Below are 17,283 nucleotides of genomic sequence, written 5' to 3'. Positions count from 1 at the left end.
ACGGCTGCGCGACAAGGCCGTTCGGCTGCCCGGCGGGCAGGGCCCGACCCCGTACGGGCCGCCGCGCCCGCGCGGCGCCGGCCTCCGCCCGGTCGCGCAGCAGCCGCCAGAGGCTGGCGGCTGACGGTTTTCGGCGAGCGGCGGGCGGCGGGCGGCTTTTCGGCTCTCGGCGGGCGGCGGGCAGGTGGACCGGGCGGGCGGGTCTCAGTCCTCCGCCGGGGCCACCCGGCCGGTGAGCGCCGCGAGTGAGTTCCGTACGTGCGCCATGTGCGCCTGCACCTCTTCGCGGCTCTCCTCGTGCTCCCGCAGAATCCGCTCCGTCTCCCTGGCCACCCGCTCCTCACGGACCCGGGCCGCCGCGATCAGCTCCGCCCCCTGCGCCTCGGCGTCCTCCTGGCCGTGCCGTGCGGCCTCCTCGGTCTCCGCCAGCGCCCGCCGCGCCTCGGCCAGCCGGGCCTCCGCCTGCTCGGTCAGCTCGTCGTGGTGCCCCGCCTGCGCGGCCTCGGCCTCCGCCACCTCACGCTCGGCCGTCTTCCACCGCTCGGCGTGCTCCTGCTCCTGGTGCGCGAGGACGCTCGCGGTGCGACGACGCGTCTCGGCCATCGCGGACTCCGCCTGTTCCCGCACCTCCGCGGCCTCCTCGCGGGCCTCGGCGACGGTCGTCTCGGCGCTGCCCCCGGCCGCGGACAGCGTCTCGTCGGCGTGCTTCTCGGCCGCCGCCCGCATCGCTCCGGCATCCGCGCGCGCCGACTCACGGAGCCCCCGGCCCGCCGCGTCCGCCGCGTCCCGCAGCGCCTGCGCCTCCTCCTGGGCAGCGCCCCGGACGGCCTCGGACTCACCCTCGGCGAGCGCCAGGATCCGCTGGGCGCGCTCACCGAGCGATGCGTAGTCCTGCGGGGCGAGCCGGGCAACGGCCTCGTTCAGCCGGACCGACTCGGCCGAGAGCTCCTCGGCCAGCGTGGTCAGCCGGGCCACCTGCTCCCACGCCTCGTCCCGCTCCGCCGAAAGCGCGGCCACCGTGCGGTCGACCTGCTCCGGACGGTAGCCACGTCCCCGTACGCCGACAAAGCCATGAGCGGACACCGGTGCAGAACTCATCCCTGAAGCCTCTTTCGATTCTTCGACCACCTGCGGTAAGTCAAGGATGCGGCAATTGACACAGAAGTCGGAATCGATCAGCAGCTTTCCGGACGGAAGCGACAGGCATCACAGGCCGCACACAGCACGGTGCCCGGCCCCCTCTCGGGGAGCCGGGCACCGTCCGCAGAGCCTGCCGGGTCAGATCAGCCCGTCCCACATCTGCTCAAGGAGTACGGACCACCAGCTCTCCGGCGACGCCAGCGCCGCCGCGTCCAGCGCCACCAGCTGAGCCTGGAAGTCGACCGTCCAGCGGCCCGCCTGCTCCGGGTTGAGTCCGAAGCGCAGCCGCCACATCCGGCCGAGCAACGCCATCGAGCGCTGGAACTCCGGCAGCCCGGTGTTCACGAACTGCGGCGCCACCGACTGGCTGTGCCCGCCCGCAGGGGAAGCCGCCTCGACCGGCACGGCCACGATGTTCGCGGTGCCGTACTGGACACAGATCGCCCGCCCGAAGTCGGAACCCATGACGAGGTACGACCCCGCGTCGGGAGCGGCCTGCACCTGCCGCTGCACGGCCAGCTCAGCCAGCGTCGGCACCACCGGGTGGCCCGGCTGCGCCCAGAAGAACGGCCCGAAGTCGGCGGGCAGCCCGGCCCACACCAGCGTCTGCGCCACGGTGTCGGGCACGCCCTGACGGGACACCGCGCGCTGGTCGAAGCGGAGGATGCCCTGCGGTCCGAAGGCCTGCAGCAGCTCCTGGGCGACGGCCTCCGGCGGCACCGGGGCCGCGGGCGGCATCTGCGGCAGCGGTGCCCGCACCGGCGCCGGACGCGCCGGCCCGTCCGCCACCTGGTGCAGCTCGCCCTGATGGGTGAGCAGATGCTGCATGCCCTGCTGGCGGCTGGCGTGATCGGTGCCGTACGGGGCGACGCTGGTGATCCGCACCTGCGGCCAGGTCTCCCGGATCATCCGCGCGCAGTACCCACCGGGCAGCTCGCACGACTCCAGTTCGGTGTGCAGCTCGATGACCTGCTGCGGCGGCACGTTCATGGCCCGCAGCTCATGCAGCATCTGCCACTCGGGGTGCGGGGTGCCGGGCGCCGAGCGGCGGATCAGCTGCTGCTCACTGCCGTCGGGCGCGCGGTAGCGCAGCACGGCCTGGTAGCCGGGGCCGACGGTCGGCTGACCGCTCGGCGCCTGCGGATACCCGTACGCCGGGGGCGGCGTGGGGGCGCCGCTCTGCGGCCTTCCGGGAGGGCCGGGAGGACCGGGCGGCTGCGGCGTGCCCGGACCGCCCATGCTCGGGTCGGCAAGCATCGTCGCCGCATGATGCACCCCACCACCGAGCGGCGGAGGCGTCGAACCAGGCGAACCAGGCGAACCGGGAGGACCGGGAGGACCGGGCGGACCAGGAGGCGCAGGCTGCTGCTGCGGCGCACCCGGGACTCCGGGCGGGCCGGGCGGACCGGGCGGCGGGCCCTGCTGGGAGACGAGCTGCGTCGGCAGATACCCGCCCGCCGGAGCGCCGGGCGCACCCGGGCCCGAGGGCGGCGGCAGGGGCGCACCCGGCCGGGCTCCCGGAGTGCCGGGGACACCGGGCGGCGGCGGGGGAGCCGAACCAGCCCCGCGCGTACCGCGCGGGGGCACGACGGCCTTGCTGGTGGCCGCGTCCGCGATGTCACCGGGGCCGGAAGCGCCGGGAGCACCCGGAGCACCCGGAGTGCCCGGAGCGGGCGCACCGGACGCGGGCTCACCGGACGCGGGCGCACCGCTTCGCCGCGGCTCCAGGCCGGGGACGACCGCCGTCGTGGGCAGTTGGCTGCCGCCGGACATCAGGGCGGTCGGCGCGTCGGCCGGTACGACCGGCGGCGGAGTGCCTTCGTCGTCGGCGCCCGAGAGCGGCGGTGCGAACACCGTGGCCGGCAGGGGCACCGCACCGTCGTCGGAACCCCCGTTGGTGTCGGTCCCGGCCCAGGGGGTGGACCCGGCAGGGACGTTCGGCGGGGAGACCGGAACGGAGGACGCCGGTACGCCGTCGTTGGCGGTCGGCTCGTACCCGACCGGCCCGCCCCGCGAACCCTGCGCGGGCGCGGGCACGACAGGGGCGGCGGGAGGCGGAGTGTCCGCAGAGGCCGAAGGAGCGGAGGGGACCGGAGGCGGCGCGCCCCCGTCCCGGCCCGCCCGATGGTCCGGGATGCCCAGTTTGTCGGCCGCTTCCTGGAGCCACTCCGGGGGGCTCAGCAGGAACGACGTCTGATTCAGATCGATGCGCTGCGGCGGCTCCGGAGCGGCCGGCGCCGCGTCGCGCGCGCCGTACTCCTCCTCGTACCGCCGGATCACCTCGCCCACCGGCAGTCCCGGCCACAGGGTGGCCTCCCCGCTGTCCCGGGCGATCACCAGCCGCTGCCGGCCGCCGTCCGAGACCGGGCCCTCGGCGCGGTCCTCGCCCCACGCCACGAAGCCCAGCTCGAACTCCCGTACCCGCACCTCGCGGTGCTGGTACGCGGGCATGTCGCCGTTGATCCACTCGTCCGCGCGTTCCTGCGCCTGTGCGAAGGTCACCATCGCGCTCACCCCTCCACCGGGACGGCCCGCGCGAAGCCGCCGTCCACCATCAGGTTCGCCACGGTCTCCAGCTCCGGCGGATTGCCCGCCAGCCGCTGCAGGAAGGCGTCGAAGTCGCCGCCGCACGGCAGCAGCAGCCGGTCCACCCGCTCCTGCACGCTCCAGCCGTCCTGGTCCCGGGCGTCGTCGTACGCGCAGAACCAGACCGAGCCGACCCCGTTGCCCTTCACCTTCACCGCGAGGATGCCGCCCTGGACGAAGCCGACGCCCAGGTAGTCCTTGGTGAGGTGGTCCCGCAGGCACTTGTTGACGTACACGAGGTCGTTCACGGCGGCCTCTTCACGCACCGTGAAGAACGGCTGGTCGACCAGGAGACCGAGCTCCGCGTCGAGCGCCGCGCCGACCGGGGCCGAACCGCCCGCCGCCTTCAGGAAGGAGCGGTACGCGCCGGGCAGGCGGTAACCGAGGTCCTCCTCGACGCCCAGGATCTGCTGCTCGCTCACCGCGACGGCCCCCTTGGGCAGCCGGAAGTGCGCGGGCCGGGTCTCCTGCAACGGGCGGGTGCCGCGCTTGTTCTGGTCGACCGCGGTGGCGGCGAGGCCGCCGTGGTGCCTGAGCAGCGCCTTGACCTCGACCGGGATCAGCTCCATGCGCCGGCCGCCGGAAACGTGGTGCCAGGTCCAGCCGTGCGGGGTCGCGACCGCGGGGATCGTGTCCCACAGTTCGTGGCCGCTCGCCGCCAGCGCCGCGTTGGCCGAGACGTAGTCGGTGAGCCGCAGCTCGTCGACACCGAAGCCCTGCGGGGGCTCGGCGATCTCGGCGGCGGCGCGCGCGTACGGCGCGAAGTCCGGGCTGCCGTTCTCGTCCATGCGCACACCTCTGGGGTGGCGGGACGCCCGGACCGGGTCCGGGAAATGGACGAGCTGCCCGGCGTAGGCCGCGTTCGGTGGCGCGGCTTGCTGACCGAGCCGACCTGTCGTCATGGCGGTTGCCCCCTGCTGCGTCTGACTGGTGAGGACCGACCTGCCCAAGGGGGCGGTCCGGGCACAGCCTATGCGGTGGCGCAAGAGCGGGTCTCGCCCCTGCGCCACCCTCTCCCCCTACCGTCACGAACCGTCACAGCGGCGTGACGGACGAGCGACGCTCCTGCCACCGCGCGGCGACACGGAGGCGCGTTTCCCCGCCCCAGCTTCCCGACCAGCCGGGACATTTGGCAGGCTGTCACCGCAACTCGGGGGCGTGCACATCGCGCAGCTGCCGCTGCGGGCACGGGAGGGAAAGCACCATGCACACTGCACAATCAGTCACATCCGGGGACCCGCGCCTCAGCTGGAGCAGCACCGGGACCAGCCACACGCCCCGTCTGCAGCACCGCCGCGACGGCATCCTGCCCGCGGTGGCGGCTGCGCTGTCCGTACGCGGCGAGACGCTCACCTGCACGGCGGGCAAGGGCGACCAGCCGCCCGTCCTGCACCCCCTGATCCAGGACTTCCTCGACACCCTCACCAGCGGCCAGCGCGAACGCTTCACCGGCCGCTGCCCCGAGGCGATACTGCTCTCCCGGCAACTGACGGCGGCGGAAGCCGGCCGTTCCAAGCGGGCCCAGCGCAAGCCGCTGACCAACGGCGAGGCCCGCCGCGCCCTGAAGCACTCACGGCTCACCGCACGGCGCATCCGTGAGGACGGCGACCCGATGCACGACAGCTACGCACCGCCGTGCCGCTCCTGTACGGCGATGCTCGCCCATTTCGGCGTCCGTCCCGTCGACCTCACGACCACCGGGGCGGCGACCGCCGCCGAGAAGGGCTGACCGGGCGCCGATGCACGACCGAACCGACCTACCCGAACAGGCGGGCCCCGCAGGCCGGGACCGCCATGCCTCGACCCGCTTCCCCGTCGCCGTCGACGCCGCCCTGCGGGCCGCGGGCTGGCAGCCCGGCCGCTGGGACATCCGGCAGGCCGAGGAGTGGGCCGACGCGCTGCGCTCGCACGCGTCACCCGCCGGCCATCAGCACGCGGTCTTCCCGGCGGCCGTGGAGGCGTGGGCGGAGTTCGGCGGGCTGCACATCACGGCCTCCGCGCCGGGCCGGCAGATCGCACCGGCCCCGGTGCGGATCGACCCGATGAGCGGCCTGCATCTCGCCCGTACGCTCGGCGACCTCGGCCGGGCGCTGGAGACCGAGGTCAGCCCGCTGGGCGAGGAGGGGGACGGGCAGGCGGTCCTCGCGATCGACACGGAGGGCCGCGTGTACAGCATCGACCACACCGGGGACTGGTACCTCGGCCCGGACATCGACCAGGCGCTGGCGACCCTGGTCGGCGGCATCCAGCCGGACCGCCTGATCCCCGGCTGAGCAGCCGAGCGGCTGAGCACCGGTCCGCCCGGCGACCGCCTCGTTCCCGCCGGACGGGCCGGACGGACCGGACCGGACGGGCCGGACCGGCCGCCCCCGTAGCGTCAGGCCGCTCCGCGGTCCGGCAGGACGGCCGAAACCCGGAAGCCTCCCGCGTCCGTGGGGCCGGAGACGAAGACGCCGCCGAGCCCCAGCACCCGCTCCCGCATGCCGACGAGCCCGTTGCCCCCGCTCGGCAGCCCCGCGTCCGCCGTGGCGGCGTCCGACGGGCCGTTCTCCACCTGCATCGCGACCTCCGCGTCCCGGTGCGCGAGCCGTACCCACGTCTTCGCGCCGGCCGCGTGCTTGTGCACGTTCGTCAGGGCCTCCTGCACCACCCGGTACGCGGTCTGCTCGACCTCGGGGGCGTACGGGCGGGCCTCGCCGTCCACCGAGAGCTCGACGGTCATACCGGCCGCCCTGGACTCCCCGACCAGGGTCTCCACCTCGTGCAGCCGGGGCCCGTCCTCCGCCGCGGCGGCGGCCACGGCCGCGGCCGCCCGGCCGACCGAGGCGAGCGGCACCTGCGCGGACCGGGCCGCCACGGGATCCCCGCTGCGCAGCACCCCGAGCATCTCGCGGAGCTCGGTCAGCGCCTGCCGGCCCATGTCGCCGACCAGCGCGGCGTTCCGCACCGCCTTCGCCGGGTCCTTCGGCGCGACGGCCTGGAGAGCGGCGGCGTGCACGACCATCAGGCTGACCCGGTGGGCGACCACGTCGTGCATCTCACGGGCGATCCTGGTGCGCTCCTCGGTACGCGCCCACTCGGCCCGTTCCTCGGCCCGGTCGGCGAGCAGCGACAGCTCCCGCTCCAGCGAGTCCGCCCGCTCCCGCAGGCTCTCCATCAGCCGGCGCCGGGCTCCTATGTAGAGGCCGAACAGCACGGGCGGCGCGGTCAGCCCGAGCGACATGAACAGCGAGATCAGCGGTACGTACCAGTCGTCGCGCCCGAAATCGGCCTGCTCGGCGACGCTCTGCCGCAGCCGTACGTACGTGACGATGAACGTGCCCGCGAAGGACATCCCCATCAGCACCGCGGTGATCCTCCGCGGCACCTCGGAGGCGGCCAGCGTGTACAGGCCGACCAGGCCCATCAGGAAGCCCATCTCGGCGGGTGTCGTCGCGATCGACACCAGCACCACGGCGATCGGCCAGCGCCGCCGCACCACCAGCACGGACCCCGCGAGCAGCCCGAACACCACGCCGACCGGCACCGGCAGCGCGGTGTTCCCGGCGAATTCCACCCCTTCCAGTGCGCATTCCAGCGCCGACAGGAGCGCGAGCCCCACGTCCAGAACGACACCGCGCCGCCGTTCCCACCACCCATAGCCGCGGGTGGTCGCACCCGCGGCTTCCCGGTATGCCCCCGTTGTGGTCATGCCGTCCAGCCTACGGGCGGGCGCATCCCATTTTCGGGCGACCTGGACAGCAAGCGCGGATCGGGGCGCCGTGACCCGTCGCGTCGGGGGCCGGTGGTACGGCATAGTGTTGTCTGCCCGATCGACGACCTGACGGTATGTCCAGTCGATCGGCTTTGCTGTCCCCTGTGGTGTAACGGCAGCACAGTGGCTTTTGGTGCCATTTGTCCGGGTTCGAATCCTGGCAGGGGAGCTTCTGCGCGCGGGCCCCGACCACTGCGGTCAGGGCCCGCGCCCGCGTCGGTCCACAGGTGCCCCGGTATCCTGCGGGTGTCCACCACCCGAAGCCGAAGGGCATTTCCGTGAGCTCCGAACGCCCGGCAGCCGTCGTCGTCCTCGCAGCGGGTGAGGGCACCCGCATGAAGTCGAAGACCCCCAAGGTCCTGCACGAAATCTCCGGGCGTTCGCTCGTCGGACATGTCGTCGCCGCCTCCCGCGAGCTGGATCCAGAGCACCTCGTCGTGGTCGTCGGCCACGAGAGCGAGCGGGTCACCGCGCATCTCACCGCCGTCGACGACCGGCTGCGGACCGCCTACCAGGCCCAGCAGCGGGGCACCGGCAGCGCCGTGCGCGTCGGCCTCGACGAGCTCGGCGGGACCGTCGAGGGCACGGTGATCGTCGTCTGCGGCGACACCCCGCTGCTCTCCGGCGAGACCCTCACCGCGCTCGCCGCCACCCACACGGCCGACTCCAACGCCGTCACCGTGCTGACCGCCGAGGTCCCGGACTCCACCGGCTACGGCCGGATCGTCCGCGACCCGGGCAGCGGCGCGGTCACCGAGATCGTCGAGCACAAGGACGCCACCGAGGCCCAGCGCGCGATCCGGGAGATCAACTCCGGGGTCTTCGCCTTCGACGGCCGACTGCTCGCGGACGCCCTCGGCAAGATCCGTACGGACAACAGCCAGGGCGAGGAGTACCTCACCGATGTGCTCTCCATCCTGCGCGAGGCCGGCCACCGCGTCGGCGCCTGCGTCGCCGGCGACCACCGCGAGATCCTCGGCATCAACAACCGGGTCCAGCTGGCCGAGGCCCGGCGCCTGCTGAACCAGCGGCTGCTGGAGCAGGCCATGCTGGCCGGTGTGACCGTCGTCGACCCGGCGTCCACGCTGATCGACGCCGGCGTCACCTACGAGCGCGACGCGATCGTGCACCCGGGCACCCAGCTGCTCGGCACCACGCATCTCGCCGAGGACGCCGAGGTCGGCCCCAACTCCCGCCTCACGGACACCGTCGTGGGCGCGGGCGCGCGCGTAGACAACACGGTCGCGGACCGGGCCGAGGTCGGCGAGGGCGCGACGGTCGGCCCGTACGCCTATCTGCGGCCCGGCACGAAGCTCGGCACGAAGGCCAAGGTCGGCACGTACGTCGAGACGAAGAACGCCACGATCGGCGAGGGCACCAAGGTCCCGCACCTGAGCTACGTCGGCGACGCGACGATCGGCGATCACACCAACATCGGTGCCGCCAGCGTCATCGTGAACTACGACGGCGAAGCCAAGCACCACACCACGATCGGCTCCCACTGCCGTACCGGGGCGGACAATATGTTTGTGGCGCCCGTCACGGTCGGGGACGGCGTCTACACCGCCGCCGGCTCGGTCATCACCAAGGACGTACCGCCCGGTTCACTGGCCGTCGCCCGCGGCCAGCAAAGGAATATCGAGGGTTGGGTGGCCCGCAAGCGCCCGGGAAGCGCCGCCGCGCAGGCGGCCCAGGCCGCCGCGTCGGGGCCCGAAGACGAAAGCTGACCGGAAACAGGTGCGTCGCCCACGGCGTACCGTGATAGATGCTCACCCCATTTCGGCTGGCTCGTTGCACATCGGGACACATGCGTGCAGCGCCAGGAACACGTCTGAGGAGACTGTGCTGTGACCGGGATCAAGACGACCGGCGAGAAGAAACTGATGCTCTTCTCCGGCCGCGCCCACCCCGAGCTGGCCGAGGAGGTTGCACACCAACTGGGTGTCGGCCTCGTGCCGACGAAGGCCTTCGATTTCGCCAACGGTGAGATCTACGTCCGCTTCCAGGAGTCCGCCCGCGGCGCCGACTGCTTCCTGATCCAGAGCCACACCGCTCCGATCAACAAGTGGATCATGGAGCAGCTCATCATGCTGGACGCGCTGAAGCGCGCCTCGGCCCGCTCCATCACGGTGATCGTGCCGTTCTACGGCTACGCCCGCCAGGACAAGAAGCACCGCGGCCGCGAGCCGATCTCGGCCCGTCTGGTCGCCGACCTGATGAAGACGGCGGGTGCCGACCGCATCCTCACCGTCGACCTGCACACCGACCAGATCCAGGGCTTCTTCGACGGCCCGGTCGACCACCTCTTCGCGCTGCCGATACTGGCCGACTACGTCGGTGCCAAGGTCGACCGCTCGAAGCTGACGATCGTCTCCCCGGACGCCGGCCGGGTGCGCGTCGCCGACCGCTGGTGCGACCGCCTGGACGCCCCGCTGGCGATCGTCCACAAGCGCCGCGACAAGGACGTCGCCAACCAGGTGACCGTCCACGAGGTCGTCGGCAACGTCAAGGGCCGGGTCTGCGTCCTGGTCGACGACATGATCGACACCGGCGGCACCATCTGCGCCGCCGCCGACGCCCTGTTCGCGCACGGCGCCGAGGACGTCATCGTGACGGCGACCCACGGTGTGCTCTCCGGCCCGGCCGCGGACCGTCTGAAGAACTCCAAGGTCAGCGAGTTCGTCTTCACCGACACCCTGCCGACCCCGGGCGAGCAGGAGCTCGACAAGATCACGGTGCTCTCGATCGCCCCGACGATCGCCCGCGCGGTGCGCGAGGTCTTCGAGGACGGCTCGGTCACCAGCCTCTTCGAGGAGCAGTAGGCAGAGCGGCAGGCAGTACGGGTCGGAAGATCCACTTGGGGTGCGGCCTCCCCGCCGGGTAGACTCAGCGAGTTGCTCGGCGAGGGAGGCCGTACTCATGTGTACGGCGGTCCGTTATCGACGCGCTCTTCGTAGCAGGCCTGTCGTGGGCCGGGTGACCGTCCAAGTTCCGTCACCCTACGAGGAGTGCAGTCATGGCTGAGGTCAAGCTCGCCGCCCAGGTCCGTACCGAGTTCGGCAAGGGCGCCGCCCGTCGCACCCGCCGCGCCAACCTGGTTCCCGCGGTCGTCTACGGCCACGGTGCCGAGCCCGTTCACATCACCCTGCCGGGCCACGACCTGATGATGGCGCTCAAGACCGCCAACGTCCTGATCGGTCTGGAGATCGACGGCAAGGACGCCCTGGTCATCCCGAAGGCCGTGCAGCGCAACCCGCTCAAGGGCAACATCGAGCACGTCGACCTGCTGACCGTCAAGCGCGGCGAGAAGGTCAACGTCGAGATCGCCGTGCACGTCGAGGGCGACCTGGCCCCGGGCGGCAACCTCCTGGAGTACGTGCAGAACACCCTGCTCGTCGAGGCCGAGGCCACCCACATCCCCGAGTCCGTCACGGTCTCCGTCGCGGGCCTGGACGCCGGCGACTCGATCCTCGCCAAGGACATCCCGCTGCCCAAGGGCTCCGTGCTGGCCGGTGACGAGGACGCCGTCGTCCTGCAGGTCGTCGCCGCGCAGGCCGAGGAGCCGTCCGCCGAGGCCGAGGGAGAGGGCGCCGAGGCCTGAGCCTCGCCTTCACTGCTTCACTGACGGGGCGGCGGTTCCTTGTTCGAGGGCCCGCCGCCCCGTTCCCCTGTGACAGGGCCATCCGGAACCACCCGTACGCGAAGGAGACCGAGCGCAGATGTCCGACGCCACCGAACCCTGGCTCATCGTGGGCCTCGGCAACCCCGGTCCCGAGTACGCGGCGAACCGGCACAATGTCGGCTTCATGGTCGTCGATCTCCTCGCCGAGCGGATCGGCGGGAAGTTCAAGCGGGCGCAGAAGGCCCAGGCGCAGGTCGTCGAGGGCCGCATGGGCCCGCCCGGACCGGAGAACCGCCGGGTGATCCTGGCCAAGCCGATGTCGTACATGAACCTCTCCGGCGGCCCCGTCACCGCGCTGCGCGACTTCTACAAGGTGCCGACCGACCACATCGTGGCGATCCACGACGAGCTGGACATCGACTACGGGACGCTCCGGCTGAAGCTCGGCGGCGGCGACAACGGGCACAACGGGCTCAAGTCGATGACCAGGTCGATGGGCGCCGACTACCACCGGATCCGGTTCGGGATCGGGCGCCCGCCGGGCCGGATGCAGGTCGCGGACTTCGTCCTGAAGGACTTCTCCGCCACCGAGCGCAAGGAGCTCGGGTACCTGGTCGACCGGGCCGCCGACTCGGTGGAGTGCCTGCTCGCGGAGGGCCTGGAGCGCGCGCAGAGCGCGTACAACTCCTGACCTCCGCAGCGCCGCACAACTCTGACATTCCCGCCGGTACCCCGGCGTTTTTCGGCCATGAGTTGACCGGGCGCATCGCTCTGCCCAAGGATCGCTCCCCATGAAGCGGAGATCCTCCCACCGCGCCCTGATATACGCCCGCAACGCAGCCATGGGCGGTGTCGTCCTGCTGCTGCTCGTCGCGGGTGTGCTCTCCTCCTGGAGTGCGGCGCACCACATCGTTCTGGCCAAGGGCCGCGAGCACGGCACGATGACCGTCACGGGCTGCGGTGCCGATGTCTGCACCGGTCCGTTCGCGCCGTCCGGGCAGGCCGCCGCGCGCTCCCGGGTGACGGTCGAGAAGTCCGTGGCGGCGCGGCGCGGCGACCGCTTCCCCGTCGTCGTGAAGCCCGGTACGGACGACGTCGTACGCACCGGGGCCGCCGGCTTCCTGCATGCCTGGGTGCCGCTGGGCGGGGCGCTGGTGCTGGCCGCCCTGGTGATCGGCGGCGGTCTGCGGCTGCCCCGGATCGCCTGGGGCACCGGGATCGCGGGCGCGGTCCTGCTGGGGGCGACGTTCATCGCCCTGTGAGCGGGACCGCGCCCGCGCTCCGGCGGCTCAGCCGGTGTTGCGCAGACCCGCGGCGACACCGTTCACGGTGAGCAGCAGGGCCCGGGCGAGCAGCGGGTCCGCCGCCTCGCCGCGTTCCGCCGCCTCGCGCTGGCGGGCCAGCAGCGAGACCTGGAGGTAGGAGATCGGGTCCAGGTAGGCGTCCCGGATGGCGAAGGTCTGCTGGAGCACCGGGCTGGTGCCGAGCAGTTCGGACTCGCCGGTGACCTTGAGGACCTCCTGGACCGTGAGCGCGTGCTCGGCCTCGATGTCGGCGAAGACGTGCTTCAGCTCGTCGGGGACGAGCGTGTCGACGTAGTGGCGGGCGATCCGCAGATCGGTCTTGGCGAGCGTCATCTCCACGTTCGAGATGAAGTTCCGGAAGAAGTGCCAGTGCTCGTGCATCTCGTCCAGAACGGTGTCCAGACCGGCCTCGCGCAGTGCCCTGAGGCCGGAGCCGACGCCGTACCAGCCGGGCACGATCTGCCGGGACTGGGTCCAGCCGAAGACCCACGGGATGGCACGCAGCCCGTCCAGGCCCGCGCCGGAGTCCGGACGCCGCGACGGGCGCGAGCCGAGGTGCAGCTCGGCGAGCTGGTCGACCGGGGTGGAGGCGAAGAAGTACGCGGGCAGGTCCGGGTCCTCGACCAGCCTGCGGTACGCGGCGTGCGCGGCGTCGGAGACGGTGTCCATCGCCGCGTCCCAGCGGGCGAGGGCCTCGTCGGACTGGCGGGGCGCGGTGTGCAGCGCGGAGGCCTGGAGGGTGGCCGCGACGGTCAGCTCCAGGTTCTCCCGGGCGAGCGCGGGGATGAGGTACTTGTCGGAGATGACCTCGCCCTGCTCGGTCACCTTGATCTCGCCTTCGAGGGTGCCCCACGGCTGCGCGAGGATCGCGTCGTGCGAGGGGCCGCCGCCGCGGCCGACGGTGCCGCCGCGGCCGTGGAAGAGCCGCAGCCGCACGCCGTAGCGGTGCGCGACGTCACGCAGCCGGCGCTGGGCCCGGTGGATCTCCCACTGCGAGGTGGTGATGCCGCCGAACTTGGAGGAGTCGGAGTATCCGAGCATGACCTCCTGCACGTCGCCGCGGAGCGAGACGAGCCGGCGGTACGAGGGGTCGGCGAGCATCTCGTCGAGGATGACGTCGGCGGCGCGCAGTTCGTCGGTGGTCTCCAGGAGCGGGACGATCCCGATCTTGGCCCAGCCGGCGTGCAGGTCGACCAGGCCCGCCTCGCGGGCCAGGACGGCGGCCGCGAAGACGTCGTCGGCGCCCTGGCACATGGAGATGATGTAGGACTCGATGACCTCGGGGCCGAACCGCTCGAAGGCTTCCTTGACGGTGTGGAAGACGCCGAGGGTCTTCTCGCCGGCGGCGTCGAGGGGGGCCGGGGTCGGGGCGAGCGGGCGGCGCGAGCGCAGCTCCTTGGCGAGCAGCTTCTGCCGGTAGTCGCGCGGCATGTCGGCGTAGCGCCAGGACTCCTCGCCGAGCCGGTCGAAGAGCTGGCCGAGGGCGTGGTGGTGGGCGTCCGCGTGCTCGCGCACGTCCATGGTGGCGAGCTGGAGGCCGAACGCGGCGAGCGTCCGGATGGTGCGGTCCATCCGGCCGTCGGCGAACAGGCCGCCGCGGTGCTCCCGCAGGGAGGTCTGGATGAGTTCCAGGTCGGCGACGAGTTCGGCGGTGCCGAGGTAGTCGCAGCCGGGGCGGTGCGGGGTGCCGCCGGCGAGGCGCTCGCGGGTGTTGACGAGCTTCTGCCGGATGCAGGTGGCCTTGAGGCGGTACGGCTCCTCGGCGTTCAGCCGCTTGTAGCGCGGGCTGATCTCGGGGAGCCGCTCCAGGTCGGCCTGGAGCGAGGTCAGCAGCTCGTCGGTGGCGCCGGTGTAGCGGATGGAGTTGGAGAGCTGTCCGCGCAGGTGGTCGACGAGCTCCAGCGCGTCGGTGATGCCGTGCTCGTGCTGGAGGATCAGCACTTCCCGGGTGACGGCGGGCGTCACGTTGGGGTTGCCGTCGCGGTCACCGCCGATCCACGTGCCGAAGGTGAGGGGGCGGGTGCCCGCGGGCAGTTCGACGCCGACCCGCTCCAGCTCGGCCGCCAGGTCCTCCAGTACGTCCCCGACGGCGCCGGTGTGCAGTTCGTCGAGGTAGTAGATGGCGTTGCGGGCCTCGTCGGCCGGCTCGGGCCGGACCACGCGCAGTTCGTCGGTCTGCCAGATGAGGTCGATGTTCTCGGCGAGCCGCAGGTCCTGGCGGCGCCGGTCGGCGTCGATGACGGGCGTCTCCAGCAGCTCGGCGATGCGGCGGAGCTTGTTCAGCACGGAGCGCCGGGCGGCCTCGGTCGGGTGCGCGGTGAAGACGGGCCGTACGTTGAGGTTCCGGACGGTCTCGCGCAGGTGGTCCGGGTCCGCGTCCTTCAGCCGGTCGGCGGTACGGGCGAGGAGCCCGCCCTCGGCGGCGCGGCGGTCGCGCATCTCGTGGGCGCGGTGGACCTGTTCGGTGACGTTGGCGAGGTGGAAGTAGGTGGAGAAGGCCCGCACGAGCTGCGCGGCGGTCTCCAGGTCCGTGTCGCCGAGGAGTTCGGCCGCGGCCTCGCCGTCGGTGCGGGTCAGGGCGCGGACCCGCTCGACGAGGTCGAGGAGTTCCTGGCCCTCCTGGCGTACGAGGGTCTCGCCCAGCAGGTCGCCGAGGCGGCGGATGTCGGCGCGCAGCTCGGGGCTGGCGGCAGGGGTCTGGTCGGCACTGCTCACAGTGTGCGGCTCCTTGCAGTGGTGGTGCACGAGGTTTCCGGGGCCGCGGTCGGCAGCGCTGCTGACGCCACCCCGGGAAAGCAGAGTGCGGACCGCGCTGTCCGACCCCACCAGGATAGGTGTCCACGCCTTCGGCGACGCTCGCGCCCCGTTCGGGTTTCCCTTCACAGGCGGTCCGCCGCGCTCTCGTGCCGCAGGCTTCCGCGCTGCCATACTTACGTAGCCGTAGGTTACGGATGCGTAGCCAGAGCTATCCGTCGTACTCCTCATCCCCAGGGGACCCCCCATGAACACCAGCCCCGCCGCGATCGACGACGACCAGCCACCCCCGGCCCACGGCCAGGCCCTCCCCTCCGCCACGCTCGGCGGGGACAGGAAACGGTCGGTCGAGCAGCTCGCCCTCCTGCTGTTCATCGTGGTGCCGTTCGCGGCACTGGCCGCCGCGGTCCCGCTGGCCTGGGGCCGGGGCGTGAGCTGGCTCGATGTGGGCCTGCTGGTGGCGATGTACTTCATCGGCTGCCACGGCATCACGATCGGCTTCCACCGCTACTTCACCCACGGCTCCTTCAAGGCGAAGCGCCCGCTCCGCATCGCCCTGGCCGTCGCGGGTTCCCTGGCCGTGGAGGGTCCGCTGGTGCGCTGGGTGGCCGACCACCGCAAGCACCACCGCTTCTCCGACGCGGCGGGCGACCCGCACTCGCCGTGGCGGTTCGGCGAGAGCCTCCCCGCCCTGCTGAAGGGCCTGTGGTGGGCGCACATCGGCTGGATGTTCGACGAGGAGCAGACTCCGCAGCAGACGTACGCCCCCGACCTGGTCAAGGACCCGGCGATCCGCGGGATCTCCCGCCACTTCCTCACCTTCACGACCGCCTCGCTGCTGCTTCCGCCGCTGGTGGGCGGTCTGGTGACGATGTCGTGGTGGGGCGCGGCGACCGCGTTCTTCTGGGGCTCTCTCGTCCGGGTGGCGCTGCTGCACCACGTCACCTGGTCGATCAACTCCATCTGCCACGCGGTCGGCAAGCGCCCCTTCAAGTCCCGTGACCGGTCCGGGAACGTGTGGTGGCTCGCGGTGCTGTCCTGCGGCGAGTCCTGGCACAACCTGCACCACGCGGACCCGACGAGCGCGCGGCACGGGGTGCTGAAGGGGCAGATCGATTCGAGCGCGCGGCTGATCCGCTGGTTCGAGAAGCTGGGCTGGGCGTCCGACGTGCGCTGGCCGGACTCCGCCCGCATCGCGTCCCGCCGTATCGACGCCCGCCGCGACCGCCCCCGCGTCGACGCGGCATGATTGACGACGTGGCGACCGACTCCAGTACCAGCAGCCAGAACAACCGTCCCCCCTCCACCCGGCGCACCCGCCGGGTGCGGATGACCGGCAAGGAACGCCGCGAGCAGCTGCTGGACATCGGCCGCACCCTCTTCGCCGACAAGGGCTTCGAGGGCACCTCGGTGGAGGAGATCGCGTCCCGCGCGGGCGTCTCCAAGCCGGTCGTCTACGAGCACTTCGGCGGCAAGGAGGGCCTGTACGCCGTCGTGGTCGACCGCGAGATGCGCCAGCTCCTCGACATGGTCACCGGCGCCCTGACCGCGGGCCATCCCCGCGAACTCCTGGAGCAGGCCGCGTTCGCCCTGCTCGACTACATCGAGACGTACACGGACGGCTTCCGCATCCTGGTCCGCGACTCCCCCGTCGCCCAGTCGACCGGCACCTTCGCCTCCCTCATCAGCGACATCGCCACCCAGGTGGAGGACATCCTGGGCCTGGAGTTCAAGGCCCGCGGCTTCGACCCGAAGCTGGCCCCGCTGTACGCCCAGGCCCTGGTCGGCATGGTCGCCCTGACCGGCCAGTGGTGGGTCAACGCCCGCAAGCCGAAGAAGGCGGAGGTCGCGGCACATCTGGTGAACCTGGCCTGGCACGGCCTGGAGAACCTGGAGTCGAAGCCGCGGCTGATCGGGCACCGCAAGAGCTGAGCGGGACAGCCGCTCACCGGCAGGAGCACGAGCCACGGAGCTCAGCCGCCGGCAGGAACACGGCCACGGAGCCCGGCCTCCGGGCAGGAGCACGGCACGGGGCTCAGCCGCCGGCAGGAGCACGGGCCGTGGGGCTCGCGCTCAGCCGCCCGGCAGAACCACGGGCCGTGGCGCCCGGCCACCAGCAGAAG

General features: G+C 72.5%; 14 protein-coding genes and 1 tRNA gene. 10 read left to right on the top strand and 5 right to left on the bottom strand.

Translation table 11 applies throughout. From position 1 onward, the window contains the following. Nucleotides 1–204 precede the first annotated feature (204 nt). The 3 genes from ACIOMQ_RS26430 to ACIOMQ_RS26420 all read right to left on the bottom strand — a co-directional run bounded on the left by ACIOMQ_RS26430 (nucleotide 205) and on the right by ACIOMQ_RS26420 (nucleotide 4,628). Entirely contained in the window at nucleotides 205–1,098 is an 894-nt protein-coding gene (locus ACIOMQ_RS26430; RefSeq protein WP_401266535.1) for a cellulose-binding protein, read from the bottom strand. A 180-nt stretch (nucleotides 1,099–1,278) separates the two neighbouring features. Beyond that, complete coding sequence (locus tag ACIOMQ_RS26425) at nucleotides 1,279–3,645, bottom strand: SUKH-4 family immunity protein (RefSeq protein ID WP_402190623.1); 2,367 nt, start codon at nucleotides 3,643–3,645, stop codon at nucleotides 1,279–1,281. Between the two features lie 5 nt (nucleotides 3,646–3,650). Next, nucleotides 3,651–4,628 (bottom strand): SMI1/KNR4 family protein, encoded by a 978-nt coding sequence (locus ACIOMQ_RS26420; protein WP_362199869.1) that lies wholly within the window; start codon nucleotides 4,626–4,628, stop codon nucleotides 3,651–3,653. A gap of 302 nt (nucleotides 4,629–4,930) precedes the next feature. Here ACIOMQ_RS26420 and ACIOMQ_RS26415 point away from each other — a divergent pair, with 302 nt between their 5' ends. Further along, nucleotides 4,931–5,455 carry a YwqJ-related putative deaminase gene (locus tag ACIOMQ_RS26415; protein WP_401757384.1) on the top strand — a complete coding sequence of 175 codons (525 nt, stop codon included), beginning with the start codon at nucleotides 4,931–4,933 and terminating at the stop codon, nucleotides 5,453–5,455. A 10-nt stretch (nucleotides 5,456–5,465) separates the two neighbouring features. Then, a complete protein-coding gene (locus ACIOMQ_RS26410) occupies nucleotides 5,466–5,999 on the top strand; it encodes an SUKH-3 domain-containing protein (RefSeq protein WP_362199863.1) in 534 nt (177 codons plus the stop codon). Nucleotides 6,000–6,103: 104 nt separating this feature from the next. Here the strand turns inward: ACIOMQ_RS26410 and ACIOMQ_RS26405 are convergent, their stop codons facing one another. After that, nucleotides 6,104–7,417 carry a sensor histidine kinase gene (locus ACIOMQ_RS26405; RefSeq protein WP_402190621.1) on the bottom strand — a complete coding sequence of 438 codons (1,314 nt, stop codon included), beginning with the start codon at nucleotides 7,415–7,417 and terminating at the stop codon, nucleotides 6,104–6,106. Between the two features lie 161 nt (nucleotides 7,418–7,578). Here ACIOMQ_RS26405 and ACIOMQ_RS26400 point away from each other — a divergent pair. The 6 genes from ACIOMQ_RS26400 (at nucleotide 7,579) to ACIOMQ_RS26375 (ending at nucleotide 12,364) form a co-directional block, all read left to right on the top strand. Next, nucleotides 7,579–7,649 (top strand) — tRNA-Gln (locus tag ACIOMQ_RS26400). Nucleotides 7,650–7,758: 109 nt separating this feature from the next. Further along, entirely contained in the window at nucleotides 7,759–9,207 is a 1,449-nt protein-coding gene (glmU, locus tag ACIOMQ_RS26395; RefSeq protein WP_401986984.1) for a bifunctional UDP-N-acetylglucosamine diphosphorylase/glucosamine-1-phosphate N-acetyltransferase GlmU, read from the top strand. Between the two features lie 120 nt (nucleotides 9,208–9,327). Then, entirely contained in the window at nucleotides 9,328–10,302 is a 975-nt protein-coding gene (locus ACIOMQ_RS26390; RefSeq protein ID WP_362199854.1) for a ribose-phosphate diphosphokinase, read from the top strand. A gap of 194 nt (nucleotides 10,303–10,496) precedes the next feature. Next, complete coding sequence (locus ACIOMQ_RS26385; protein WP_362199851.1) at nucleotides 10,497–11,081, top strand: 50S ribosomal protein L25/general stress protein Ctc; 585 nt, start codon at nucleotides 10,497–10,499, stop codon at nucleotides 11,079–11,081. Between the two features lie 118 nt (nucleotides 11,082–11,199). Then, a complete protein-coding gene (pth, locus tag ACIOMQ_RS26380; RefSeq protein WP_362199848.1) occupies nucleotides 11,200–11,793 on the top strand; it encodes an aminoacyl-tRNA hydrolase in 594 nt (197 codons plus the stop codon). Between the two features lie 100 nt (nucleotides 11,794–11,893). Then, nucleotides 11,894–12,364, top strand: a complete 471-nt coding sequence (locus ACIOMQ_RS26375) for a hypothetical protein (protein ID WP_362199845.1) — start codon at nucleotides 11,894–11,896, stop codon at nucleotides 12,362–12,364. Between the two features lie 27 nt (nucleotides 12,365–12,391). On the opposite strand, the gene ppc is transcribed toward ACIOMQ_RS26375, so the two are convergent. Further along, nucleotides 12,392–15,121, bottom strand: coding sequence for a phosphoenolpyruvate carboxylase (gene ppc, locus ACIOMQ_RS26370; protein ID WP_362199842.1), 2,730 nt, complete (start codon nucleotides 15,119–15,121; stop codon nucleotides 12,392–12,394). Nucleotides 15,122–15,407: 286 nt separating this feature from the next. Between ppc and ACIOMQ_RS26365 the strand changes: the two genes are divergently transcribed. Together ACIOMQ_RS26365 and ACIOMQ_RS26360 are read left to right on the top strand one after the other, a co-directional pair. Beyond that, the gene (locus tag ACIOMQ_RS26365; RefSeq protein WP_362199839.1) at nucleotides 15,408–16,409 is read left to right on the top strand and encodes an acyl-CoA desaturase; all 1,002 of its coding nucleotides are present in this window, start codon (nucleotides 15,408–15,410) and stop codon (nucleotides 16,407–16,409) included. Beyond that, the gene (locus ACIOMQ_RS26360) at nucleotides 16,406–17,092 is read left to right on the top strand and encodes a TetR family transcriptional regulator (protein ID WP_401266518.1); all 687 of its coding nucleotides are present in this window, start codon (nucleotides 16,406–16,408) and stop codon (nucleotides 17,090–17,092) included. Before ACIOMQ_RS26365 ends, ACIOMQ_RS26360 begins: the two co-directional genes overlap by 4 nt. Nucleotides 17,093–17,283: the final 191 nt, after the last annotated feature.

Origin of the sequence: Streptomyces sp. NPDC087845 (assembly GCF_044742755.1) — a bacterium.
In the GTDB taxonomy this organism is placed as follows: Bacteria; Actinomycetota; Actinomycetes; order Streptomycetales; family Streptomycetaceae; genus Streptomyces.
Note: the sequence above shows the minus strand (reverse complement) of the source record. Positions and strands in the feature narration are given on the sequence as shown.